The organism is Frankia sp. R43, assembly GCF_001306465.1.
Classification (GTDB): Bacteria; Actinomycetota; Actinomycetes; order Frankiales; family Frankiaceae; genus Parafrankia; species Parafrankia irregularis.
The window spans coordinates 649,015-672,615 of the sequence record NZ_LFCW01000005.1 but is presented as its reverse complement, the minus strand read 5'-3'; the positions used below and the strand labels follow the sequence as shown (position 1 = coordinate 672,615).

21 protein-coding genes and 1 riboswitch are annotated in these 23,601 nt (G+C 69.4%); of the genes, 16 read left to right on the top strand and 5 right to left on the bottom strand.

The features are described 5' to 3' along the window. Positions 1 to 185: 185 nt before the first annotated feature. A complete protein-coding gene (locus tag ACG83_RS23650) occupies positions 186 to 818 on the bottom strand; it encodes a maleylpyruvate isomerase N-terminal domain-containing protein (protein ID WP_054568381.1) in 633 nt (210 codons plus the stop codon). A 463-nt stretch (positions 819 to 1,281) separates the two neighbouring features. Between ACG83_RS23650 and ACG83_RS23645 the strand changes: the two genes are divergently transcribed. From ACG83_RS23645 to ACG83_RS23630, 4 genes are all read left to right on the top strand, one after another. Further along, positions 1,282 to 2,667, top strand: a complete 1,386-nt coding sequence (locus ACG83_RS23645; protein ID WP_369812906.1) for an ABC transporter substrate-binding protein — start codon at positions 1,282 to 1,284, stop codon at positions 2,665 to 2,667. Positions 2,668 to 2,949: 282 nt separating this feature from the next. Further along, complete coding sequence (locus tag ACG83_RS23640) at positions 2,950 to 3,411, top strand: SRPBCC family protein (protein ID WP_054568379.1); 462 nt, start codon at positions 2,950 to 2,952, stop codon at positions 3,409 to 3,411. Continuing rightward, positions 3,408 to 3,824 (top strand): metalloregulator ArsR/SmtB family transcription factor, encoded by a 417-nt coding sequence (locus tag ACG83_RS23635; protein ID WP_054568378.1) that lies wholly within the window; start codon positions 3,408 to 3,410, stop codon positions 3,822 to 3,824. The genes ACG83_RS23640 and ACG83_RS23635 overlap by 4 nt, the downstream gene beginning before the upstream one ends. Before the next feature lie 21 nt (positions 3,825 to 3,845). After that, positions 3,846 to 4,289, top strand: coding sequence for an SRPBCC domain-containing protein (locus ACG83_RS23630; protein ID WP_083473485.1), 444 nt, complete (start codon positions 3,846 to 3,848; stop codon positions 4,287 to 4,289). A gap of 164 nt (positions 4,290 to 4,453) precedes the next feature. Here ACG83_RS23630 and ACG83_RS23625 read toward each other — a convergent pair whose 3' ends face one another. After that, complete coding sequence (locus ACG83_RS23625; protein ID WP_054568376.1) at positions 4,454 to 5,401, bottom strand: sorbosone dehydrogenase family protein; 948 nt, start codon at positions 5,399 to 5,401, stop codon at positions 4,454 to 4,456. 604 nt (positions 5,402 to 6,005) lie between these two features. Here ACG83_RS23625 and ACG83_RS23620 point away from each other — a divergent pair. Together ACG83_RS23620 and ACG83_RS23615 are read left to right on the top strand one after the other, a co-directional pair. After that, positions 6,006 to 7,208 carry an ABC transporter substrate-binding protein gene (locus ACG83_RS23620; protein WP_054568375.1) on the top strand — a complete coding sequence of 401 codons (1,203 nt, stop codon included), beginning with the start codon at positions 6,006 to 6,008 and terminating at the stop codon, positions 7,206 to 7,208. Positions 7,209 to 7,372: 164 nt separating this feature from the next. Further along, entirely contained in the window at positions 7,373 to 8,599 is a 1,227-nt protein-coding gene (locus tag ACG83_RS23615) for an aminoglycoside phosphotransferase family protein (RefSeq protein ID WP_063793176.1), read from the top strand. A 233-nt stretch (positions 8,600 to 8,832) separates the two neighbouring features. Here ACG83_RS23615 and ACG83_RS45825 read toward each other — a convergent pair whose 3' ends face one another. Then, positions 8,833 to 9,018 (bottom strand): hypothetical protein, encoded by a 186-nt coding sequence (locus ACG83_RS45825; RefSeq protein WP_054568374.1) that lies wholly within the window; start codon positions 9,016 to 9,018, stop codon positions 8,833 to 8,835. A 235-nt stretch (positions 9,019 to 9,253) separates the two neighbouring features. Here ACG83_RS45825 and ACG83_RS23605 point away from each other — a divergent pair, with 235 nt between their 5' ends. Together ACG83_RS23605 and ACG83_RS23600 are read left to right on the top strand one after the other, a co-directional pair. Next, on the top strand, positions 9,254 to 11,176 hold the full coding sequence (locus ACG83_RS23605) for a DUF4062 domain-containing protein (RefSeq protein WP_054568373.1): 1,923 nt from the start codon (positions 9,254 to 9,256) through the stop codon (positions 11,174 to 11,176). 2 nt (positions 11,177 to 11,178) lie between these two features. Beyond that, positions 11,179 to 12,339, top strand: a complete 1,161-nt coding sequence (locus ACG83_RS23600) for an argininosuccinate synthase domain-containing protein (RefSeq protein WP_054568372.1) — start codon at positions 11,179 to 11,181, stop codon at positions 12,337 to 12,339. 111 nt (positions 12,340 to 12,450) lie between these two features. Here ACG83_RS23600 and ACG83_RS23595 read toward each other — a convergent pair whose 3' ends face one another. Both ACG83_RS23595 and ACG83_RS23590 read right to left on the bottom strand, forming a co-directional pair. Then, positions 12,451 to 13,845, bottom strand: a complete 1,395-nt coding sequence (locus ACG83_RS23595) for a DUF1254 domain-containing protein (protein ID WP_054568371.1) — start codon at positions 13,843 to 13,845, stop codon at positions 12,451 to 12,453. Positions 13,846 to 14,188: 343 nt separating this feature from the next. Continuing rightward, a complete protein-coding gene (locus tag ACG83_RS23590; protein ID WP_054568370.1) occupies positions 14,189 to 14,491 on the bottom strand; it encodes a DUF1905 domain-containing protein in 303 nt (100 codons plus the stop codon). A 294-nt stretch (positions 14,492 to 14,785) separates the two neighbouring features. Between ACG83_RS23590 and glnT the strand changes: the two genes are divergently transcribed. The 8 genes from glnT to ACG83_RS23550 all read left to right on the top strand — a co-directional run bounded on the left by glnT (position 14,786) and on the right by ACG83_RS23550 (position 23,571). Then, positions 14,786 to 16,228, top strand: coding sequence for a type III glutamate--ammonia ligase (gene glnT, locus ACG83_RS23585; RefSeq protein ID WP_054568369.1), 1,443 nt, complete (start codon positions 14,786 to 14,788; stop codon positions 16,226 to 16,228). A 43-nt stretch (positions 16,229 to 16,271) separates the two neighbouring features. After that, positions 16,272 to 17,237, top strand: a complete 966-nt coding sequence (locus ACG83_RS23580; protein WP_054568368.1) for a glutamine amidotransferase — start codon at positions 16,272 to 16,274, stop codon at positions 17,235 to 17,237. Then, positions 17,225 to 18,091 carry a glutamate synthase gene (locus ACG83_RS23575; protein ID WP_054568367.1) on the top strand — a complete coding sequence of 289 codons (867 nt, stop codon included), beginning with the start codon at positions 17,225 to 17,227 and terminating at the stop codon, positions 18,089 to 18,091. Before ACG83_RS23580 ends, ACG83_RS23575 begins: the two co-directional genes overlap by 13 nt. A gap of 103 nt (positions 18,092 to 18,194) precedes the next feature. Beyond that, complete coding sequence (locus tag ACG83_RS23570; RefSeq protein ID WP_054568366.1) at positions 18,195 to 19,529, top strand: FMN-binding glutamate synthase family protein; 1,335 nt, start codon at positions 18,195 to 18,197, stop codon at positions 19,527 to 19,529. Between the two features lie 142 nt (positions 19,530 to 19,671). Continuing rightward, on the top strand, positions 19,672 to 20,280 hold the full coding sequence (locus ACG83_RS23565) for an XRE family transcriptional regulator (protein ID WP_235498122.1): 609 nt from the start codon (positions 19,672 to 19,674) through the stop codon (positions 20,278 to 20,280). 332 nt (positions 20,281 to 20,612) lie between these two features. After that, positions 20,613 to 20,813, top strand: a riboswitch (cyclic di-AMP (ydaO/yuaA leader). 13 nt (positions 20,814 to 20,826) lie between these two features. Next, positions 20,827 to 21,204, top strand: coding sequence for a transglycosylase family protein (locus ACG83_RS23560; RefSeq protein ID WP_369812909.1), 378 nt, complete (start codon positions 20,827 to 20,829; stop codon positions 21,202 to 21,204). A 272-nt stretch (positions 21,205 to 21,476) separates the two neighbouring features. Then, positions 21,477 to 22,442 carry a hypothetical protein gene (locus tag ACG83_RS23555; protein ID WP_054568364.1) on the top strand — a complete coding sequence of 322 codons (966 nt, stop codon included), beginning with the start codon at positions 21,477 to 21,479 and terminating at the stop codon, positions 22,440 to 22,442. A 184-nt stretch (positions 22,443 to 22,626) separates the two neighbouring features. Then, positions 22,627 to 23,571: a hypothetical protein gene (locus ACG83_RS23550; protein ID WP_054568363.1), complete on the top strand. Its 945-nt coding sequence runs from the start codon at positions 22,627 to 22,629 to the stop codon at positions 23,569 to 23,571. The last annotated feature ends 30 nt before the right edge of the window (positions 23,572 to 23,601 follow it).

Below are 23,601 nucleotides of genomic sequence, written 5' to 3'. Positions count from 1 at the left end.
TGTGGCGGTGACTCGGAGTCCCCGAGTCCCCGAGCCCCCGAGCCCCCGAGCGCCTGGTGGCCCGGTTTGGCGAGTCGCAGGAGTGAACGATTCTGGTCGTTGCGACGACCAGAATCCTGCTTTCTTGCGGGTCACCAAAGGCAGGTGGCGCGCTTTTTGTCCCTCTCGACCTGGAACCTGGAATGTCAGATTCCCGCGATCGTGGCCGGGGCACGTTCGGGGCGGCTGAGTGCGCGCAGGACCGCGGTGGGCCCGTGCCGGTGGGCCGCGAGGCGGGTCAGCAGCACCAGGACCGCGTCGGTGGCAGCCGTCGGCAGCTCCGGCGTCGGGACGCCTACGCTGACGGCCAGATCGTCCGAGTGCACGGCGATCTCCAGGATTCGGGTGGTCAGAAAGTCGTCAAGGGACAGCACGAACGACGCCATGCGCACGATCCGTCCGGCGGGCTCGGCCGGCAGCAGGCCGTGTAGTTCCGCGATGGCGGCTTCGACGCGAGCTGCGAGCTCGTCCGGGCCGCCCTCGGCCGTCGCCTCCCCGATCTGGCGGATGCCCACGTTGAGATCATCGTCGAGGGAAGCGCCTATCCATACCGCCTGGGTGTAGTGCTCGAGGAGGCTGGTGGGCTTCGCCTCGGGCTCATGGTCGGCGAGCAGCCGAGAAACAATGGTGACCTGCCAGGCGAGATGCCCGGCCAGCCCGCTGACGGTGAACTTCGGCAGCGCGCTGTCCGCATTCCAGCGAGTGGCGACGGCAGGAGCGCGCAGCAGCGCGGCGGCTGATGCCGCGGCGTCCAGAAAAAGCTGTCTGGTGGATGTCATGTCCCAGCATTTTGCTCAGATGCCGCCGGTGAGGCAGCCATTTCGCCCGGCGGTCGCCGGGTCCTGGCTTTCGTCGGTGTGCGCCGAGCTCCCTGCCGTGGCCCATGGGGATCGCCGGGCTGCTGTCCGTGCGCCGCGTGTCCGGGAGTACGGGGCTGTTGGCCCCGCGTCCATCGTCCATCGCCATGCCTGCCAGCGGTGGCCCCGATGCCTGCCAGCAGCAACGACAGGACCGGTAAGAAATGTGGCCATAAGGAGAATTGCGACGACGATGGACATTCTGGTCAGGATCCTGGTGGAGACCGGCGGGGGCGCGCCGGCTCCGCGCGACGTCCGGATCAGCGACTGGCACTGAGCTGCTCGAGGGGAGGGTCGACCGGCCTTGCGCCCGGCCCGATGACAGCCCGACGAATCGTCCTGGTCGGGTTTGTTGTTAGATAGCCGGGCGTGATCCGGTCTCGCTGTGGGGTGCTGGTTCCAGCCCCCGATCCGGAGGTCGGGTCTCCGCATCTGTCTGTTCGGCGGGCTTGTATTGCCCGTTGGTTATCTTCTGCGGGGGGATAAGGTGCTGGCAGGGTTATCGGGGTACCTAATCGACTGTTCCCGCGGAGCTGTCGTGAGTCGTGTGCGCCGCGTATGTGGCGTCGCCGTCGTGTCCGTGCTGCTCGTAGCCCTGGCCGCCTGTACCGGGCAGCCTGGGGGGCAGGTCGACGCGAGTTCCTGCGCATCACCAGGAGTCACTGACAGTGAAGTTCGGGTCGGTGTCGTGTACACGGACAGCGGTGCGCTGTCGGCTCCCTTCGCCCCGGCGCGTGCCGGATTTGAGGCACGCCTTGCGGTCGAGAACGAAAAAGGTGGGGTGAACGGCCGCCGGATCGTCTACCAGCCGCGTGACGACGGGGGGAGCACCACGGGGAACCTGGCGGTCAGCCGGGATCTCGTGGCGAACTACGGCGCGTTCGCAATCCTCGAGTCCAGTGCGACGACCTCCGACGCCGCGAAGTACCTCGCCGACGAGAAGATTCCGGTCATCGGCATCTCGGCGGAAGAGGTCTGGTCGTCCTACCGGAACATGTTCGCCTTCGCCTACCTGGCGAGCAAAGGCCTACCCGTGGACACCTTCGGTCGGTTCGTGAAGGAACACGGTGGCACGCGGGCCATGGTCATCGGGACGTCCACCAGGCTGACCGGCTCTGACCTGAACAGCCATATGGTGAAAAGCCTTCGCGGAACGGGTGTCCAGATCGACGAGGCGAACCCGGTCGTGGAGTTCCTGCCGGGGGTGACGAGCGCCGCGCGCCTGGCACAGCGGATGGTCGACCAGAAGATCGACACGGTGGTGTCCGGCGGTGCTGCCGCCGACATCGCCGAGGTCGTCAGTGTCGCCCGCAGTGCCGGTGTGCGGCTGAAGGTGGTGTTGACTGCCACCGCCCCCGACGCCGCGCTCCTGGAGCGGTACGGGCAGTCCCTGGCTGGCCTGGCCTTCTTCGAGCCGTTCACGCCGTTCGAGTCCGAAAACCCAGGGCTGGACGCATACCACAAGGCGATGGCACGGCACGCGCCGGAGATCTCCGATCCCAACCAGACGGTCGCACTTGCCGCCTACATCAACGCGGACATGCTGATCCGCGGCCTGCAGGAAGCCGGGCCGTGCCCGACCAGGCAGGGCTTCATCGATCGGCTGCGCCAGGTACACGACTACACGGCAGGTGGCCTGGTCCCCACCACCGACTTCGAGGCCGACTTCGGGCAGCTTCGCGCGTGTTACGCCTTCGTCCGGGTCGCGGCCGACGCGAAGCATTTCGAGGTGATCGACCCCAACTACTGCGGGACCCGCCTGTCTGGGTGACCCGGCGGTGTAGCCGTCCGCCGTGACGCTTCCGCAGGCCTGCCTGTTCAGACCCGCGGAAGCGCCTCGTTCGGCCGGATCGACGTGCGACAGCGTGACCGCTCGGTCTGTTACAGCGGGCCGCTCCGCCCTCGGCCCCGCTCCGCTCCCGCTCCGTCCCGCCTCCGTGGGCCGCCGGTATCCGTGCTGGACGCGTGGACTCGCCGACAGCGCAACTGATGGTTGCATGAAGCCGCCCCGTCGCCTATGGTGACGTGCAACCAAAGGTTGCTGGAGGTTGGCATGGAGTTCGGATCCATCGAGCGCGAGATCTTCATCGAGGCGTCGCCGGAGATCGTCTTCGACGTCGTGAGCAGTCCGGAGCACCTGAGGGAGTGGTGGCCGGACGACGCCCGGTTCGAGCCGGTGCCCGGGGCAGTGGGGGAGATCGTCTTCGGCGACCGCGACGCCGGCGGAACGGTGGTGCCGGTCACCGTCGTCGACGCCCGGCCGCCGCGGATGTTCTCGTTCCGCTGGACGCATCCGGCCGGGGAGCCGGCGGCGGAGGGCAACTCGCTGCTGGTCACGTTCGACCTGGCGCCGTCCGGCGACGGGACGCTGCTGCGGATGACCGAGACCGGCTTCCGCGAGATGGGCTGGGAGGCCGCCGTCCTCGAGCATCACTACAACGACCACGTCAGCGGCTGGGCCCACTTCCTGCCGCGGCTCGTCTCGTACGTCGCGACGCTGCGGGTGCGTCCGTGAGCACTGCGGTGGCCGAAGCCGTCGACGACGATCTCTGGTCCGCCATCGGGGATCCGACCCGGCGCCGCATGCTCGACCTGCTGCTCGCCGACGGTGGCGGCACAGCGACCACCCTGAGCCAACATCTGCCGGTCACCCGCCAGGCCGTGGCCAAGCATCTCGGCGTCCTCGACCGGGCCGGGCTCGTCCAGGCGACGCCGGTGGGCCGGGAGAAGCGCTATCGAGTGGACGACGCCCAGCTCGCCCGCGCGGTCGCCCAGCTCGCCTCGGTCGGGTCGGCCTGGGACGCCCGCCTGCGCCGGATCAAGCGGATCGCCGAGGCGATCCAACGTGCCCAGCAGAACCAGCAGAAACCACAGGACCAACAGAAGCCACAGGACCATCCGGGTCATCAGGACCAACAGGAAAGCTGACCAGGAAGAGGAGCACGAAGAATCGTGGACATTCTGCACAGGATCGGTGTCCGGACCACGGAGCCGAAGAAGGTGTACGACGCGCTGACGACCGTCGAGGGTCTCGCCGGCTGGTGGACGGACGACACGAAGGGCACAGCCGAGGTCGGCGGTGTGCTCGAGTTCCGGTTCCTGCCCGGTGGCTTCGACATGGAGGTTGTCGAAACCCGGCCGTCCGAGCGGGTGGTGTGGCGCGTGGTCGACGGACCCGAGGAGTGGGTCGGGACGACGATCGACTGGGACCTGCAGCAGTCCGGCGACTACACGATCGTCCTGTTCCGGCATCAGGGCTGGAAGGAGCCGGTGGAGTTCATGTACCACTGCAGCACCAAGTGGGGCTCGTACCTGATGAGCCTGAAATCCCTGGTGGAGACCGGGCAGGGGGCGCCGGCTCCGCGTGACGTCCAGATCGGCGACTGGCACTGACCTGAGCGAGGCTGGGCCGATCTGATGCCGGGCCGATCTGATGCCGGGCCGATCTGGGCCGGGCCGATCCGAGGCTGAGCCCAGCTGGCCTGCGCGGCCCTGCATCCAGGCGTCCTGTACCCGGCTGGCCCCGAGCCGCTCCGCGTTGAGCGGTTCGGGGCGGCTCAACGCAGGGCGAGGATCCGGTCGTCGCCCGCGCCGGGAGTGCCGCGGCCGTCGGTGTTCGATGTGATCAGCCACAGGCTGCCGTCGGGCGCCGGCTCCACGGTGCGCAGGCGGCCGAGCTCGCCCGTGAACAGCGCCCTGGGCGCCCCGGCAACGCGGCCGTCGGCCAGGTCCATCACCCACAGGCGCTCACCGCGCAGCGCGGCCACATAGAGGACGTCGTCCCGGATCGCGATGCCACTGGGGGACGCCTCGTCGGTCGACCAGGTGACCTGTGGGTTGGTGTAGCGCCCGCCGGCCGGGTCGCCGGTGCCCTCCACCACCGGCCAGCCGTAGTTCCCGCCCGGCCGGATCAGGTTGATCTCGTCGAACGTGTTCTGCCCGAACTCGGATGCCCACAGCCGCCCGGCCGAGTCCCAGGCCAGGCCCTGCACGTTGCGGTGGCCGAGGCTGTACACGCCTGACGACGGGTCCGGGTTGTCGGCGGGTATCCCGCCGTCGGCGGTGATCCGCAGGATCTTTCCGTTCAGGCTCGTCGGGTCCTGCGCCGTGGCAGGCTCGCCGGCGTCGCCGACGGCCACATAGAGCTGGCCGTCCGGGCCGAACGCGATCCGCCCGCCGTTGTGGTTCGGTGCGGCGCGTAGCCCGGTCAGCACGTTCTCGGGTGCGCCCGCACGGTCGCCGTCGAGCTGGAAGCGCACGACACGGTTGTCCGCCGCCGAGGTGTAGTAGGCGTAGACCCGGTGGTCCTGATCGAACCGTGGCGAGACCGCGAGCCCGAGCAGACCGCCCTCGCTGCGATGCCGCACGGGCAGCGTCGTCACCTCCGTCGGCGTTCCGCCCGCCGCGGGCACGATCAGGATGCGCCCGCTGTCCCGGGCGGCGACGAGGGCACGGCCGTCCGGGAGGAAGGCCAGCCCCCAGGGCGAGGTGAGATCTGTTGCCACCTGCCGCAGATCCTGCGCATCGGACGTCGTCCCGCTTTCGTCCGGCCCGGGTGCGCCTGACCCGGGTGCGCCTGACCGGTGTGGCTCTGCCCCGGGTGGGACAGCGGCCCCGGGTGGTGCGGCGCCGTCGGCCTCGCCGGGCCCGCAGCCAGCCAACAGCGTGCCGGCGGCTGCGAGCGTGGCGAGCGAGGAAGCGAACAGTCGGGTGAGCGAGACAGCCGGACGTGAACGAGGTGAATGGAACACCGCAAACTCCTCACCGGGCCGACGGAGACCTCCGGCGGCGGCTTCAGCGCCTTCGTCAGACAGTACGGGGGCGCGCCGAGCCTCGGTCGTCGCAGGACTGGAGCATGATCTGCCCCGATCTGCCGCTTTCGTCCTGGCTCGTTGCGCAATGACAAGGCAGAATCGTGCCCGGTCTCAGATCGCTGCTTCGGGTACCCGGTCCAACGACGAGACCGCCGTTTCGTTGCCGGCCGGAGCTTCGCCGTCAACCGTTGGCTGATTACCTTGTGGGGGCGATGTGTTACCAGGAGTGCCGACGCGCTTACCCGCCTGTTCTCGTGGCGCTGTCGTTGGCCGCGCTCGCCGCCTGTGCGGTGTCATGGTCGTGTCATCGCTGGCCGTCACGCTGGCCGCCTGTTCCGGGTCGCCGCAGGCACCGGTCGCCGAAGATTCCTGCGTGGCCGCCGGAGTCACCGGCAGCGAAGTGCGGGTCGGTGTCGTTTATACCGACAGCGGTGTGCTGTCAGCCGCGTTCTCACCGTCGCGTGCCGGTTTCGAGGCGCGTCTCGCGGTCGAGAACGAAAAGGGTGGGGTGAACGGCCGTCAGATAGTCGCCCAGTGGCGCGACGACGAAGGAAGCCCGGCTCGGAACCTGGCGGTCAGCCAGGATCTCGTGGAGAACTACGACGCGTTCGCGATCCTCGAGTCCAGCGCGTCGACGTCAGGTGCCGCGAAATATCTCGCCGACGAGAACATTCCGATCATCGGAATCTCGGCGGAAGAGGTCTGGACCGCCTACCGAAACATGTTCGCCTTCGGCTATCTGACCACCAAGGGCTCGTCCGTCGACACCTTCGGTCGGTTCGTGAAGGAGCACGGCGGCACGCGGGCGCTGGTCATCGGGCCGACCACCAGGTTGACCGGGACCGACCTGAACAGTCAGCTGGTGGTCAGCCTTCGCACAACGGGTGTCCAGGTCGATGAGGAGAACCCGGTCGTGGAGTTCCTGCCGGGCGTCACGAGCGCTGCGCGCCTGGCGCAGCGGATGGTCGCGGAGAACATCGACACGCTTGTGACCGGTGGCTCTGCCGCCGACATCGTCGAGGTCATCAGCGCCGCCCGTCAGGCCGGAGTGCAGCTCAAGGTGGTGCTGGCCGCCACGGCACCCGATGCCGCGTTGCTGGAGCAGCATGGGCAGTCCCTGGCTGGCCTCACCTTCTTCGAGCCGTTCACGCCGTTCGAGCTCGACAGCCCCGCTCTGGACTCCTACCACGAAGCCATGGCGCTGCACGCGCCGGAGACCACCGACCCGAACCAGACGACCGCGCTGGCCGCCTACATCAACGCGGACATGTTCATCCGCGGCCTGCAGGAAGCGGGGCCGTGCCCGACGCGGAAGAGCTTCATCGACGGGCTGCGCGGGGTTCACGACTACACCGCCGGTGGCCTGGTCCCCACCACCGACTTCGAGGCCGACTTCGGGCAGCTTCGCGAGTGCTACGCCTTCGTCCGGGTCGCGGCCAGCGGGCGGAGCTTCGAGGTGGTCGACCCCAACTACTGCGGGTCGCGCCTGGCAGCGTGACCAGGCGACGCACCCGTCCATCGTGACGTTGCCGCAGGCCTGCCTGTTCAGGCCTGCGGCAGCACTACGCCGTCAACGACCGTTCCGATAAACCGTTTGCCCTGACGCCGCACCGTCGTGACATTGGGCGGGTGGATCGCAGGGCGGGGCGTACGTTCAGTGCGGTGGTGACGGCGGGCGGCGAATGCCTGGGCGGTCTCGGGCCGTTCGAGGCCGACAGCCCCTGGTGGGCGGACGTCGGCCCGGTCGTGCGCCGCCTTGGCCGCGAGCTCGGGGTGCGGGTGACGGTGCTGCGGCTCATCGATGTCGAGAACGGCGAAGGTGCACGGGACGGACACGTCACCTACCACGTCGAAGCCGCGGGGCGTCCGCCCGACGGCCGGCTCACCGGGGTGCCGATCGACCACGACAGTCTGGTGGCGCCCGCGGCGGGCCGGGCGACCTGGGCCACCAGGGAGGGTCTTCAGGACGCCCTGAGCTGGGCAGACGCGGCGTTGCGGGCCGCGGGGCGCCCGCCGGTCGGCGCCGCCGAGCAGGTCAGGACCTGGAACCTCTCCGGCCTGTTCCGCATCCCGACGGCCGCCGGGCTGGTCTGGCTGAAGACGACACCGCCGTTCGCCGCCAGGGAGTCCGACGTGATCGCGGCGTTCGCCCGGATCGACCCGTCGCTGGTACCCGCCGTGGTGGCCGCGGATGTGCCCGCGGGACGGACCCTGCTCGAACATGTGCCGGGCCGCGACTGCTGGAACCCGTCGCGGACGGACATCGAGACCACGATCCGTCGGCTCGTGCGGGCGCAGGCGGCATTCGCCGAGCACCCCGAGCTGATGCCTGCGGACCTGCCCGACCGGACTCCGCAGGCCCTGATCGGCCTGTTCGACCGTCTGCTCGATAGTGCGGCCGGGGCAGAGCTGACCGCCGCCGAGCTGGCCGCCGCCCGCGACCTCGCCGCGCAGCTGCCGGATCTCGTCGCCGAACTGGCCGCCTGCGACCTGCCGCTCACACTCGTCCACGGGGACTTCCACCCCGGCAACTGGAGATCGGACAACCAGAACGCCGGTACCGGTACCGGCGCCCGCACCGGTGCTGGGGTCGCCGTCGACTTCGCGGACAGCCATCTGGGCCACCCGGTACTGGACGGCCTGCGGCCCCGCGAGTTCCTGCCCGACGATCTGTGGGAACACGTCGCCGACGTGTGGGCGACCGCCTGGTCGCGGTGCCGGCCGGGCAGCGACCCGCACCGCGCACTCACCCTTGCGGCACCGCTGGGCCACATCTCCTACGCGGTGCGTTACCAGGAGTTCCTCGACAACATCGAGGCCAGTGAACACCGCTACCACCTGGGCGACCCCGCCCACATGATCCGCGCCGCCCTGATCGCGACCCGATAGCGCGCGGCCGAGAACAGTCCGGAAAGCGTGCCTGCCCGTGACCGGCGCGTTTCGGCTGGCCACGGGCAGAGGCGGCGGGAGCCGCCTGGTGCCGATCGTCCCCCCGAGGCACGATCGACAGAACCGGGATGTGCGACGGCGGCGCGGGTCCACCGGGGATCTCCGGCGGACCGGGGCGACGAAAATGTCGCGGTGTGAAACAGGCGCTATTTCCGTGCGATCAGGAGCCAGCGCTATTTCCGGGTGACGTCGCCATCATGCTGCCCGCCCTGTGCGATGACGTACTGTGCTGCGCGGAGTCGTTCCACGTCCGCCACGTCACGCCGCTCGTCGGTGAACCTGGAAAGAGTGAGAAGGAATACGCTGCCGATCGCCAGTACGAGAGATACGGCGAGCAGCACGACGAGAAGCTGGGTCATCTGGACTCCCTTCGGCTGCTTCTGCTCCGGCGGTGCCGGCTGTGGTCCGGCGCTGCACCGTGTCGTACAGTCCTAGAGTTGCTGATGCCAGCGTGATCGGCAAGCGGAGATTGACCGGATGTGAGCGGGAAGAAAAAGGGGGGTGCTAGTGATCCGGAACGAAACGGGAACCAATGGGGAAGGGACCCGGAAATCCCTTGTCGTGGAGTTGACACAGTTACGCAGGGGCCGGGGGTTGTCACTGGCCGCTCTGGCTCAACGCGGAACCCTGCTCGTCGCGCTCCAGGACTGGAACCGGCTTCTCGGCCGGACCGACTCGGTGACCGCGGCCCTTGATCTGCTGCGTGCGCTGCTGGTCGACCTGGGAACAGGTGCGAAGGCGCATTCGCTGCGTAACGCGCTCGCGGTGCCGGAGCCGGCGGCGGACTCCTCCACGCCGGCGACGTGGCCTGGCCGCGACCCGGGCTATCTCACCGCGCGCCGCCGCCAGCTCGCCGAGGCGCTCAGGCTGCATCCGGACACGATCGAGAACTACGAGAACGAGGCCATCGAGGAACTGGCCCTCAAGATCCTCGAAGGGCCGGCGGATGCCCGCCCGGCCGAGCTGCCGGCGCCCGCGCGGCTCGGGATCACGGTGTTCGTCGGGGGTACATACGTCGACCTCACGGATCACCGGCGGGCTGTCGCCGACGCGATCGACGGGAGCATGACCGACCACGGCGTGGTGGTGACCACGGTCGGCGCCCGGGTCGAGGAGCCCGAGCATCCGGCCACGGAGGCGGTGGACGCCTGTGCGGTTTTCATCGGTATCTTCGGGCACACGTTCGGTGTGCCCTCCCAGTATCCGACCAGGTCCGTGGCAATGGCCGAGTACGACCACGCGCGGGCCACGGGTAAGCGGGTTCTCGTCTACCTTGCGGATGAGAGCCTGCCCGTCCCGCACGACATCGTGCCGTCCGACGAGCTGCGTGAACACCAGGCGGACTTCCGCGACGAGCTGCGCCGTCGGCACCCGGCGCGGCTGTTCACCAGCCCGGCGGACCTCGCGTTCCGGGTGACGGTCGACCTCGCGCGCGTAGTAGGGGAGATGAACGCCCCTGCGCCCGCCCAGGCCTACGCCGTCTTCGACTCGGACCTCGAGGGCGTCCGTGACCTGATCGACGCCGGGAACTCGTCGTCCCGGGTGCAGGTACAGGGTTTCCTTGGGTTTCTCGCGGAATCGTTCCAGCCGCTGTTCACCATCGACCGATCGTCCTACGGGACGCATCCCCTGCTGCGTGAGGCCGGTAAACGGCTGGGTGACATGCTGCCGGAGTTCAGCCTCTCGGCCGAGGACGGCGTGATCAGCCGGGCCGGCGTCCGGCACGTCATCCTCCGTACCGAGACGGTTGTCCAGCTGCTCCGCCTGCTGCTCCCGGACCGCGTCGACCTGCTGGAGAACGCGGCGCAGAAGATCGGGGCGGGCGCCGCAAGCGACCTGGTCGAGTTCGTGCTGCGCGGCGGCCGTTTCGTGCCGATCGACCCGAAGGCCTTTGTGGCGTTGTGGAACTACTGGGACCGCACCGGTGGATGGGGTACGTACACGCTCGACAGCGTCACGGACGATGCCTGGAAGATCACTGTGGGCCGGAGCTTCCTGCGGTCCGCCGACCCGGCCGAAGCACCGGCGCTCGCCGCTTTCTGGCGTGGCTACATCAAGGGCTTTCTGAACGAGTCGCTGCCACAGATCTCGGCGCTCATGATGAACCTGCCGGAGCAGCAGCGAGCCGCGCAGCTCACCATGCCGGCATCGGCTCATGTGAGCACGGTGGAGCACGAGGGCGCTAGCGGAGAAGAAGACTCCTTTTTCGTCACCTTCGATCGGGGTTCCTTCTTTACCGCCCTACGAGCACTCATAGTGAGCGGTTACCATCGGGACCGCCAGGAGTACTCCGAGGCCGTCATCCGGGCTCGCGAGGCATTTCACTCCGGCCGTCTCGCCGGGCCGGTTGAGTTTGGTGACGTCGTCAACGAACTACGGCTTGACGAAAGATACCCTGCCGCGATGGCGGCACTGGAGACCTTCGCGACCCCCGTGAATGACGGAGATCTGGCCGCCGACTGCTTCTTCGTCGCGAATCTCATCATTCAGAAACTACGTCAAATTCGAGAAGAGTAGCCATGGGCAAGATTGTCGTGGACCTGGCGGACATAGACGAGAGATTCCTGCGTAACAACCGGGTGATCTGCCTGTTCAGTGGTGGGCTGGACGGTACCTATCTGCTTCATCACATAGCGTCCGTGCTGCCGTCGGCGTCCGTGCTCGCGCTCACCATCGAGCTTGGCGGCGGTGATGGCCTACGGGCGGGGCGGGTGTGCGACCGGCTCGGGTTCGACCATCTGGTGCTCGACCAGACGGACGAGTTCCTCGCAGGCTATGCCTTCCCGGCGATCGCTGCCCAGGCCGTCTACCTGGGCACCCATCCGATCTCGGCGTCGTTGACCCGACCGCTGATGGTCCAGGTGGCCACCGCGGTGGCCCATGAGCAGGGCTATGACGCGGTACTGCACACTGCGGACGGCACGCAGAACAGCCTGCGGCGGTTCAACCAGACCTTCGCGGCACTGCGTTTCTCGGGCAGTTACGGTTCCCCGTTCGCCGTCGACGCGCCATCACGGGAGAAGAAGCTGCTCGAACTCGCCGACAGCGGGCTGCTGGAGCTGGTGGAACGCTCCCGGCCCGAATCCGCTCGGTACAGCACGGACGTGAACCTGTGGTGCCGTGAGTTCGAAGCCGATGGCCTCGACGACCCGGAGCGGATCGACGTCCCGGAAGCGCTTTACGAGTGGACCACACCGACGGCCACCGAGCCGGTGGAGGTGGAGGTGAGCTTTCAGCACGGTGCGCCGGTCGCGCTCGACGGACAGGCGCTTTCGGCGGCCGACCTGGTTCGTTCCCTCAACGCCCTGGTCGGCGCGTACGGCCTCGGCAGGTATATCGGACTGGAGGAGATAGCGAACGGGCAGAAGGTGCAGGAGGTGCGGGAGATGCCTGCCGCGCATCTGCTCCTCGACGCCTACCGCCGCCTGGAGCAGGCCAGCGTGGACGCGGCAACCCTGCGCGAAAAGATCCACCTGGAGCAGATCTGGGTGCATGAGGCCGTTGAGGGCCGGTGGCTCGGCCCGCTGCGTACCGCGGCCCAGGCCTTCATCGGCTCCGTCGCCCAGGCTGTCTCCGGGCGGGTGCGCTACCGGGTGTCCGGCGCCGGCCTGACCCCGCGGGCCGTGATCGCCCACAACCCGCTCTACGTGCGTGATCGGGTGGAGATTCCGCAGGCCTGAGCTTTGCGGATGCCTGCGGCGCCGCGCCGCGCCGCGCCGCCCGCCCGCCCGACCGCGCACGCCCGACCGCGCACGCCCGACCGCGCTACCTCGAGACCACCCGGCGTCGGGTCAGGCCGTCGACCGCGGGCGGGCCTTGGTGATGGCGGGGAGCTGGTAGGTGCCGTCGAGCACGGCTGCTCTCGGCTGGTAGAGCCGCAGGATCGGACGGAACGGACCTGCCGGGGCGGGTAGCCAGTTGCGGGTGTCGGCGGGCGGGTCGTGCTGGATCACGATGGTGAGCGATCCGTCGCCGTCGCGTTGCAGGCCAGGTGTGCGGTCGCCGATGGAGTACCGGTTCGCGCTGTTGGCGACCAGATGGAATCCGGGCAGGTCGTACATGGTGATGGACCAGAACGCGTCGACCGGCGGCTCCTGGTCGAACCGGATTGTGTAGCGGCCGTGGCCGTCGAGTTGGTCGCCGTCGGAGTCGGTGTAGGTCATCGGGTATGCGGCCTCGTAACCGTGGTTGCCCCACAGGCCGGCCCGGGCGGCCAGCGCGCGGGCGAGATAGCCGGCCTCGCGGTCATCGATCTTCCACTCCGGGGTGTCGATCGTGCCCAGCCCCAGGTGATCCAGGTTGTAGTCGAACATGTGGAAGGTGATCGCCCAGCCGTTGACCACCGGCGCCGGGCCGCCCTTCCGGAGCCGGTCCTCGATCCGCTGCTTGCCCGCGTCCTGCCCGGCTGTCAGCGCCTTGGCCAGCTCGGGCGGGGCGTCGGCGTACGGCGAGGCCTCGTCCAGCAGCCCGAGGGGCGCGAACCGTTGCTGGTAGGCGAAGTCCGGGCCGGCGGGCGGGAAGGCGCGCATCCAGGCCCGCATCCGCTCGAAGAAAGCGAGCTCGATCGGAACCGCTGTGGGTGCAGGGATCCCCACCAGCCCGGCGTCGGCGTCGGTGGCGTCGGCAGTGCCAGCGGTGTCGGTGGTACCCGGGCTGCCGGCGGCGCCCGCGGCGGCTTCGAGGGTCAGGCTGCTCTGCAGGGTTCGGACATTGGCCAGATCGGCCGGGCCGTCACAGGCCCAGCGGCCCACGATCGAGCCCACCGCGGTGGGGAACTCGATCACCGGGACGCCCGCGGGCCCGCCGGCCCGCCACCCCGGGGGGACCAGCAGGAAGGAAGCCGCGGCCGTCCCGGTCGCCCGCCGGCCCACATACGCGAAGTTGTTCGTCCAGGCGTCGATGAACTGCAGAACATAGTAACGCCCGGAAGTGTCCGGAACGCGCAGCAGGAGCGGACCACCACTCACGTCGACCTGTGCGAAGGAGTAGATCGTGTCATTGTTTATCGAGACGAACCTGTCGGCCGGCCCGGCCAGTGCCGAGGCGTGGCTGAGAACATTGAACGGCGCCGGCTCAATAGTTCCCATGCCCTGGTTGGAGATGCGCTCGACCTCCATGAGGTTGTAGACCAGGGGAAATCCGTAGATGTAGGCGTCGGTGGCCAGCTCCAGCAGATCATCGGTCACGTCGAGCCCCCTCACCGAAGATGGGTACCAGCGTTCATCGCGCACGAGAAAGCCGCAAGTCGGTGGCCGCCTACCACCTGCCATCTGTCACCCGCTGGGGACCTCGCAGCGCCGCACCGCGCCAGCAAATCAGAACAAAAGGCGTAAAAGTGCCCGTGGGGCCACCTGACGATCGACAGAAAGTGAGGATTTTGGTCGTTCGAGCAGCCAAAATCCTCAACGCTTGCCCGTCGGCAAAGCCGACCTGCTGCCTGCGATTCCGCGACGGGGTCTGGGGCGTCGAAAGTCCTCAGCTCTTCGAGCCGTGACCCGGCGCCGATCTGAATCGCGCGGCCGGCTGGAATCAGGCGTCGAGGAGCTCGATGGTAGTCGAGGTGACGTCCCCGATCTCCAGAGCCTCGGCCTTGCGCACGGCGCGTTTGACGGGGAGTACGTAGCTGCCTCGCTTGCTGTCGGGAAAGATTGACGTCCGCCAGGTGCTGCCGCCGAGCGTGGCCCGCACCCGCAGCGAGCCGAATCCGCGCCGCAGCCCGCCGGTCAGATCCCGGATCTCCTCTGACACCTCGACGGGCAGGCTGACGAACACCCAGCTGTCGGGGCGCCGCGCCGCCCACTCCCACAGCTCGCTCTCGAAGACGACGATCATCGTGGGAGTCTCACACAGGCCGGTCCGCTGGCGTCAGCACCACCCGCGATCAGAGCCGGCCGGCGCCAGCGTGCTACTCGGAAACGACACCCAGCGCTCGCAGGCTCGCCTGGCGTGACTGATTCGTCGCGAACGGTTCGTGCTGCGCGTTCTTAACCCGGGTTCATCCAGCCGAAACCCGGCGCTGTTCTCCTGTGAGGAGAGAAGTTCTCCTCTCAAGACATGGATGCAGCGGGCAGGAGCCCGCCCCGCCGCCGGCCTGAGCAGTCGGCACGTCCCCGATCTGGAGTCCCGATGACGCTCGACGTGTTTCCCGGCCCGGTCGATGCCCCGCCCGCACCCAGCGGCCGTGGTGGCGGTGCGCTGGCGGCGCGGGCGCGGGCCGACGGGGTCCGGTTCCTGCTCGCCCTGTTCGTCGATCTCACCGGCAAGCCGTGCGCCAAGCTGGTGCCCGTCGAGGCCGCGGACGAGTTCGAGCGGGACGGGGTCGGGTTCGCCGGGTTCGCCGTCGGCGCGATCGGCCAGCGGCCGGCCGACCCCGACCTGATCGCGCTGCCCGACCTGGCCAGCTACACGCTGCTGCCGCAGGTGCGGGACGGGCTTGCGCTCGTCCACTGCGACCCGCATGTCGACGGGCGGCCGTGGCCGTTCGCGCCCAGGATCATCCTCAAGACGATGCTGGCCCGGGCACGCGCGCGTGAGCTGGAGCTGTTCGCCGGCGCCGAGGTCGAGTACTTCCTGGTCAACCGGGACGCCGACGGGCGTCTCACCCCCGCCGACGCCCGCGACGGCGCGGCCAGGCCCTGCTACGACGCCCGTGGCCTGACCCGGATGTACGACCATCTCACCGGCGTCTCGACGGCGATGAACGCGCTCGGCTGGGGCAACTACGCCAACGACCACGAGGACGCCAACGGCCAGTTCGAGCAGAACTTCGCCTACGCCGACGCGCTGACCACCGCCGACCGGGTCATCACCGCCCGCTACCTGATCTCGATGCTGGCGGAGCAGCGCGGGATGACGGCGACGTTCATGCCGAAGCCGTTCGCGGACCAGACCGGCTCCGGCATGCACCTGCACCTGTCGCTGTGGCGCGCCGGCCAGGCGCTGTTCCCCGGCGACGGCACCGGCGAAGGCGGCGGGGACGGGGCCCGGAGCGGCCCGTTCGGGCTGTCGGCCCTCGCGGGCCGGTTCCTGGCCGGGGTTCTCGCGCACGCGCCGGGCATGCAGGCCGTGCTCGGCCCGACGGTGAACTCCTACAAGCGCACCGGTGCGACGTCGACCCGGTCGGGGGCGACGTGGTCACCGCGCCAGGCCAGCTACGGCGGGAACGACCGCACCCATTTCGTGCGCATACCCGACCCGCACCGCATCGAGCTGCGTGGCACCGACGGCTCGGCGAACCCGTACCTGGCCCTTGCCGTCGTCCTGGCCGCCGGTCTCGACGGCATCGAGCTCGATCTCGACCCGGGCTCGCCTGGCCTGGCCCAGACGGGGGAGTCGTCCGCGCCGTCCGCGCCGTCCGCGCGGTCGACGCTGTCGGCCCGGCCCGCCCTGCCGCCGACGTTGCTGCACGCGGTCGAGGCGCTCGACGCGGACCCGGTGGTGCGGGGCGCGCTCGACGCGGCCGGCGCCGGCGTCAGCTCCTACTTCGCCGAGCTGAAGCGGGACGAGTTCTTCGCCTGGCACGGCACGGTCAGCTCCTGGGAGCACGACCGCTACCTCACCGCCTTCTGACCGAAGAGAACACAGAGAAGAGAACACAGAGAGGAGACGACCCGTGTGCGGGATCGTCGGACTCCACCTGCGTGACCCTGACCTGTACCCGCGGCTCGGACGTCTCCTGGAGTCCATGCTGGGCCAGGTCGTCGAACGCGGCCCCGACTCGGCCGGCGTCGCCGTCTACGGGGACGTCCGCCGCTGTCCGCCAGGCCACGCCGCGGTGTCGCTGCTGCTCGGCGGGACGTCCACCGAACCCGCGGGTGTCGGACCGCTGATCGCCACGGCGCTGGCCGGCGCGGGTGCAGACATGGGCGCGGGTCCAGGGGCGGGCGCGGGCCCCGGGGCAGGTGCGGAGGCGTCTCCCCTGGTCACCGTGGCCGGTGACACCACCGTGGTCGCCGCCCCCGTCCCCCTCGGCGACCTGGTCGCGGCCGTGCGTCGGGCGCTGCCCGCGGCGCTGATCGTCGGGTCGGGGACGGATCTGACCGTCTACAAGGGCACCGGTGACCCGCGGCGGCTCGCCGGCGTCTATGACCTGGCCGGCGCGTCGGGCTGGCAGGGGCTCGCGCACACCCGGATGGCGACCGAGTCGGCGGTGACTCCGCAGGGCTGCCACCCGTTCTCGGTCGGGTCGGACCAGTGCCTCGTCCACAACGGCTCGTTCGCGAACCACGCGACGATCCGGCGTGAGCTGCAGGCCGAGGGGGTGCGGTTCGACTCGGACAACGACTCGGAGGTCGGTGCCCGCTTCGTCGCCGCCCGCCTGGCCGCCGGTGAGGATCTCGACAAGGCGCTGCGCGGGCTGTGCGAGCGCTTCGACGGGTTCTACACGCTGCTGGTGACCAGCGCCGACGGGTTCGCGGTCGTCCGGGACGCGATCGCCTGCAAGCCGGCGATCATCGCCGAGACCGATGCCTGGGTGGCGATGGCGTCCGAGTTCCGCGCCCTGGCGGACCTGCCGGGCATCGACACCGCCCGCATCTACGAGCCCGAGCCGGAAAGGGTCTACGCATGGCAGCGCTGACGGGGACGGACACCGCTACCAGCAGGGCGGACACCCGCACGTTCGACCTGTCGACGTCGAAGGTCCGCGAGCTCAACGCCGCGCTGCACGCGCTTGGCGCGGGCGGCGTGGGTGGCGTGGGTGGCGCGAGCGGCGTCGGCGGGCAGCCTTCCGGCCCGGTGCGGCCGTCGGACGGCGTTGCGGGCGGCGTAGCGGATGTCGTTCCGGCGGCGTTCGAGGTGCTGCGGCCGCAGGGGGCGCACGCGATCGCGGCCGGGGTGAACGCGCCGGTCACGATCGACATCCGCGGCCATGTGGGCTACTACTGCGCCGGGATGAACGACGGCGCGACCGTGGTCGTGCACGGCAACGCGGGCACCGGGGTCGCCGAGAACATGATGTCGGGGCTGGTGCGGGTCCGCGGGGACGCATCGCAGTCGGCGGGGGCGACCGCGCACGGCGGGCTGCTGGTGATCGAGGGGTCCGCGTCGATGCGCTGCGGGATCTCGATGAAGGGCGTCGACATCGTCGTCGGTGGTGACATCGGCCCGATGAGCGCCTTCATGGCGCAGGCCGGCCGGCTGGTGGTCTGCGGTGACGCCGGGGACGGGCTCGGTGACTCGATCTACGAGGCCCGGATCTACGTCCGCGGCAAGGTCGGTTCCCTCGGCGCGGACTGTGTGGAGAAGCCGATGCGGGACGAGCACCGGGCGGAGCTGGCCGAGCTGCTCGCCGCCGCCGGCCTCGGCGAGCCCGCGGAACCAGGAGAGCCGGGAGAGCCGGGGGAGCCGGGGTACGACCCGGCCGAGTTCCGCCGCTACGGGTCGGCCCGCACGCTCTACCACTTCGCCGCCCACAACTCCGACGCGTACTGAGCCTTTTCCGCCGTCGACTCCGGCCTGTGGCTACGGCACTCGACAAACGTGAGATGGAAAAGGCGCACTGACCGCGGATATCGTCCGTAGCCTGAGGAGATTCATGTCCGGCTATCCTTCGTCGCCCGCCACCTATGGCCTGCGCGAGTCGGCGACCTTCGACCGCGCCACCATCGCCGGCATCCAGCGGGCCGCGAGCACCGGCGTCTACGACATTCGCGGCTGGGGGGCCAAGCGGGCCCTGCCGCATTTCGACGACCTGCTGTTCCTGGGTGCGTCGATGTCCCGCTACCCGCTGGAGGGCTACCGCGAGCGGTGTGGCACCGATGTGATCCTCGGGGACCGCAACGCGAAGTACCCGCTGCACCTCGACATTCCGGTGACGATCGCCGGGATGAGCTTCGGGGCTCTCTCCGCGCAGGCGAAGGAGGCGCTCGGCCGCGGCGCGAGCGATGTCGGGACGTCCACCACCACCGGCGACGGCGGGATGACTCCCGAGGAACGCGACCAGTCGAAGCACCTCGTCTACCAGTACCTGCCGTCGCGCTACGGGATGAACCCGACCGACCTGCGCAAGGCCGACGCCATCGAGGTGGTGCTCGGGCAGGGCGCGAAGCCCGGCGGCGGCGGCATGCTGCTCGGCCAGAAGATCTCCGACCGGGTCGCCGCCATGCGCACCCTGCCGCCCGGCATCGACCAGCGCTCCGCCTGCCGGCACCCGGACTGGACCGGCCCCGACGACCTCGCCATCAAGATCCTCGAACTGCGCGAGATCACCGACTGGGAGAAGCCGATCTACGTCAAGATCGGCGCGAGCCGCCCCTACTACGACGTGAAGCTCGCGGTCGCCGCCGGCGCGGACGTCGTCGTCCTCGACGGCATGCAGGGCGGCACCGCCGCTACCCAGGACGTCTTCATCGAGCACGTCGGCATCCCGACGCTGGCCGCGCTGCCGCAGGCGGTGCAGGCGCTGGACGAGCTCGGCCTGCACCGAAAGGTCCAGCTGATCGTCTCCGGTGGCATCCGTACCGGGGCGGACGTCGCGAAGGCGATGGCGCTCGGCGCTGACGCCGTCGCCATCGGCACGGCGGCGCTGATCGCGCTCGGTGACAACCATCCGCGGTACGCGGGCGAGTACGAGCGGCTCGGCTCGGCGGCCGGCTACTACGACGACTTCCAGGACGGCCGCGACCCGGCCGGCATCACCACCCAGGATCCGGAGCTCGCGGCCCGGCTCGACCCGGTCGAGGGCGGCCGGCGGCTCGCGAACTACCTGCGGGTGCTGACCATGGAGGCGCAGACGCTGGCCCGGGCCTGCGGCAAGGCGCACCTGCGCAATCTGGAGCCCGAGGACCTCGTCGCGCTGACGGTCGAAGCCGCGGCGATGGCCCGGGTGCCGCTTGCCGGGACCACCTGGATCCCGGGCGCCGACCGGTGAACGGGGAGACGCGCTGAGCGGCGAGCCGCCCGGGCAGCCGAGCAGCCAGCCACCCGGGCAGCCGAGCAGGCGGCCGGACGGTCAGCGGAGCAGGCGACCGGACGGATCGGGCAAAGAGGGCGCCATCGCTAGTGTTTCGGGTGTGGGGGAGGAGAACGCGTCCCGGCAGGGGCGGCTGGAGCGTGCCATCGCGGGCAACGTCCGGCGCCTGCGCCATGACCGTGGGCTGACCCTGGCCGAGCTCGCGACGCGCAGCGGTGTGTCCAGCGCGATGATCTCGAAGGTGGAGAACGCGTCGATCTCCTGCAGCCTGACCACGCTCGACCGGCTCGCCGAGACGCTCGACGTGCCGGTGACGTCGCTGTTCCGCGGCGCGGACGCCGCCCGGGAGGCGGTCTTCACCCGCGCCGGCACCGGGCCGCGGATCACCCAGCGCGGGACCCGGGTGGGCCACGAGTACACCCTGCTCGGCGCGCTGCGCGGCCCGCACAAGCGGATGGAGGCCCACATCGTCACGCTGACCGAGCGCAGCGAGGAGTTCCCGCTCTTCCAGCACCCGGGTACCGAACTGCTCTACATGCTCGAAGGGGAGATGATCTACGGCCACGGCGATGCCAGCTACGTCATGCGCCCCGGCGACGCGCTGCAGCTTGACGGCGAGGGTGCGCACGGGCCGAGGGAGCTGGTCCAGCTGCCGATCCGGTTCCTGTCGGTCGTGGCCTACGGCGAGGTCGGCGCCGGCCAGCCCTGACCCCACCGGGTGCGGTGCCGGCGAAAACGGATCAAGTCATGATGTGTCGAAATTCGGGCCGGAAAAATTCTTCGTCGCCACGGCGGGAAATTCGGTCGCGGGCCCGATCGTGCCACGCACCTTGCGCAGTGGTTGGGTTGACGGGTGGTGACGAATCGCTGACGCCGGTCGCATGGCGCCGGGAGAAAAAGGGCGAATTCTCGGCCGGCTAGACGTAACGCGGAAGAAATTCAAGACCGAGGTGTCGGATGTGACGCTCCTCACAAAGCCTTTGAATTGGTTTGTGGCTCGTGTGTAACGTCACTGCCGTGCTTCCGACTGGGGAGCGCACATCGGGTGGCCCGCCGAATCCTGCCCCACCCGGTGATTAACAAAACCGCAGGCAGGAGCGGGGGACCCAGGTTTCCCGGACGTCGAATTGCGGACGTCCTTGGGGTGAAGCCGCCGAGAGCGCGATCTGAAAGCGCCGGCCGGCCGGGCCATTCCCGGGCCCGAACCCGACAGCTAACTTCGCAGGCGTGGGGGAAGGACACCATTTTGTCCACTATTACCTCGGCTGCCCGCAGGAACCGTCGTTCCATCCGTCGGGGCCGTGCTCTGCTCGTCGCGCCGGTGCTCGCCGCGACCATCGGTGGCGGTATCGCGATGTCCCAGCCGGCGAGCGCCGCTGCCCGGCCGGACGCACAGCGCTTCCTGAGCGCGGTTGTCCCCTGTGAGTCCGGCGGTAACCCCCGCGCGGTGAACTCCATCGGCGCGGGTGGCCTGTTCCAGTTCCTTCCCGGCACCTGGCACGGCGTCGGCGGCAAGGGCCTGCCGCAGAACGCCAGCGTCGCCGAGCAGTGGAAGCGCGCCCACATCCTGTACGCGCAGCAGGGCACCAGCCCCTGGTACTCCTCGAAGAGCTGTTGGGGCGGCAGGATCTGACCCGCAGCAGACAACACCGGTGCGCCCGTGACGTTCTCATGACGTTGCGGGCGCATCGGCGTTTGTGTGGCGTGTGAGTGGTTGTTGATTGTTGTCCGTTGTCTTCGTTTGGTATCCCCTGGGTCTGCTATCAGGCATCTGACAGCAGGCTGACAGCTGCCTGATAGCTTCGCTGTCCTTCCGGCCCGATAGAGCACGTATGTCGTGTGTGCCTGCCGCGCGGGAGGCATCCGGTGGTTGCGCCGGTGCTGGCATGCGTGGGGGTGCGAGACGTGGCTGTTCGCGATCTGTTTCGACTGAGCGAGTATGCGCCGGGCGAGGGCCGGGGCGGACCGTCCGCGGTACGGGACGTCGCGGGCAAGCCGGCGCCCTCGGCGTTGGGAAGACGACCGCGCCAGCTCCCGTCGAAGCGCCACGGGCTTTTCCTGGCGGTCATCGCGTTCACCGTGTCGTCCTGCTCGGGTGACGTCGCCGCGAGGCCCGAGACCGCGGTCACTTCGGGAGCGGCCTCGCCGGGGCCTGCCACGTCAGCACCGCGCGTGCTGGGTCTGTGGCCCGAGGACTTCGTGCTGACCGAGGACCTGGCGACAACCTATTTCTCCGGCGTTCCCGCCGAGACCGATACCGCCGCTGTCCAGCCCGGGAAACGGTACCCCCCTGAGTTCGCGGACTGCCTCGGCCTGTCGGCGACGGACCTCAACTACGAGCCCGAGGCGACCGCTGTCGGCGCGATCTTCGTGAGTGATGACGGGGACTCGTTCATCTCGTCCTACGCCGAAATAGTGACCGAGAAGCAGGCCGCTGCCGTCCGCGCGATGTGGGCCAATCCCCGGTTCGCGGACTGCTCGGGCAGGGAGACCCAGGCCCGAATCGACGAGTCCGGCGCCGACCCCGAAGGGCTCGAATATCAGCTGGCCGGGGTCCAGCGTCCCCCGGCGCCGACCGGAGCCGCTGGGTATCTGCGCGTGACGTTGCAGGTGCGAGAGCAGGAATTCACCTACGACATGGCGGTGGACAACCTCGTCTTCATCGTCGATCACGTCGCGGTGACCGTCACGTACACGAACTACGAGCCCGCCCCGCCGATGGATCGGCTGCAGCTGATCGCTGACCAGATCTCCGGCAAGCTGGCCCAGCAGCAGCTGCGCCCCATCGCCGGCCGGCCCACGTCGGCCGGTACCGGGCTCCAGGCCGCGGGGAAGGCTGACCCCTCGACCGTGCTTCCGGCGGTGGCCTGAGGCGCGGTGGCCTGAGTAGACAACACCAGTGCGCCCATAGCGTTCATGCGGCGTTGTGGGCGCATTGATGTCCATATGGCGTGTACGTGGGGGTGGGTGAGACATGGCTGTTCGCGATCTGTTTCGACTGGGTGGGCGGGCACCGGGCGAGGCCCGGTGCGGTCCGGCCGCGGGTCAGGATGCCGTGCTGACACAGGACACCGCGGGCCAGCGGCCGCCCTCGGTCCTCGGAAACCGACCGCGACAGCTCCCGCTGCAGCGCCACGGCCTCCTCCTGGCGGTCATCGCGTTCACCGTTTCGTCGTGCTCTGGTGACGGCGACATGGTCAGGAGATTCGAAACCACGGTCATCTCGGGAACGGCCACGCCGAGCGCCGGTACGCCGTCGGGGACGGCAACGCCGGAGCCGAGCGCGCTGGGTCTGTGGCCCGAGGACTTCGTGCTGACCGAGGGCCCGGCGACGGCCGGCTTCACCGGTGTGCCCGTCGATGCCGCCGCCGCTGTCCAGCCCGAGGAACGTTACTCCCCTGAGTTCGCGGACTGCGTCGGCTTTTCCATGGCGGAGCTCGACTACGAGATCGAGGCAGTCGCTGCCGGCGCGAGTTTCGTGAGTGACGATGGCGAGAGCGCGATCATCCTTTCCTCCGCCGAGATAGTGAGCGAGAAGCAGGCTGTTTTCGAGACCGTGATGTGGTCCAATCCCTGGTTCGCGGACTGCTGGGGCAGGGAGACCCAGGCCAGAATCGACGAGCGCAGCACCGACGGCGATGAGCTTGAATATCAGCTGACCGGCGCCCAGACTCCCCCGGCGCCGACCGGAGCCGCCAGGTATGCGCGCGCGACGGTGCAGGTACGAGGCCAGGGAGTCACCTACGACATCGCGATGGACACCCTCTTCTTCCTCGTCGATCACGTCGAGGTGACCGTCACGTACACGAACCACGAGCCGGCCCCTCCGACGGAACGACTGCAGCTGATCGCTGACCAGATCGCCGGGAAGCTTGCCCGGCAGCAGCCGCGCAGCATCGCCGGCCGGCCCATGTGGGGCGGTTCCGGTCTCCATACCGCGGGGAAGCCTGGCTACTCGAGCGTGGTGCCGGCGGCGGCCCGAGCTATCGGACGTCCCTGAGCCGACCGCCGGCCCTCACCTGGTCGATCC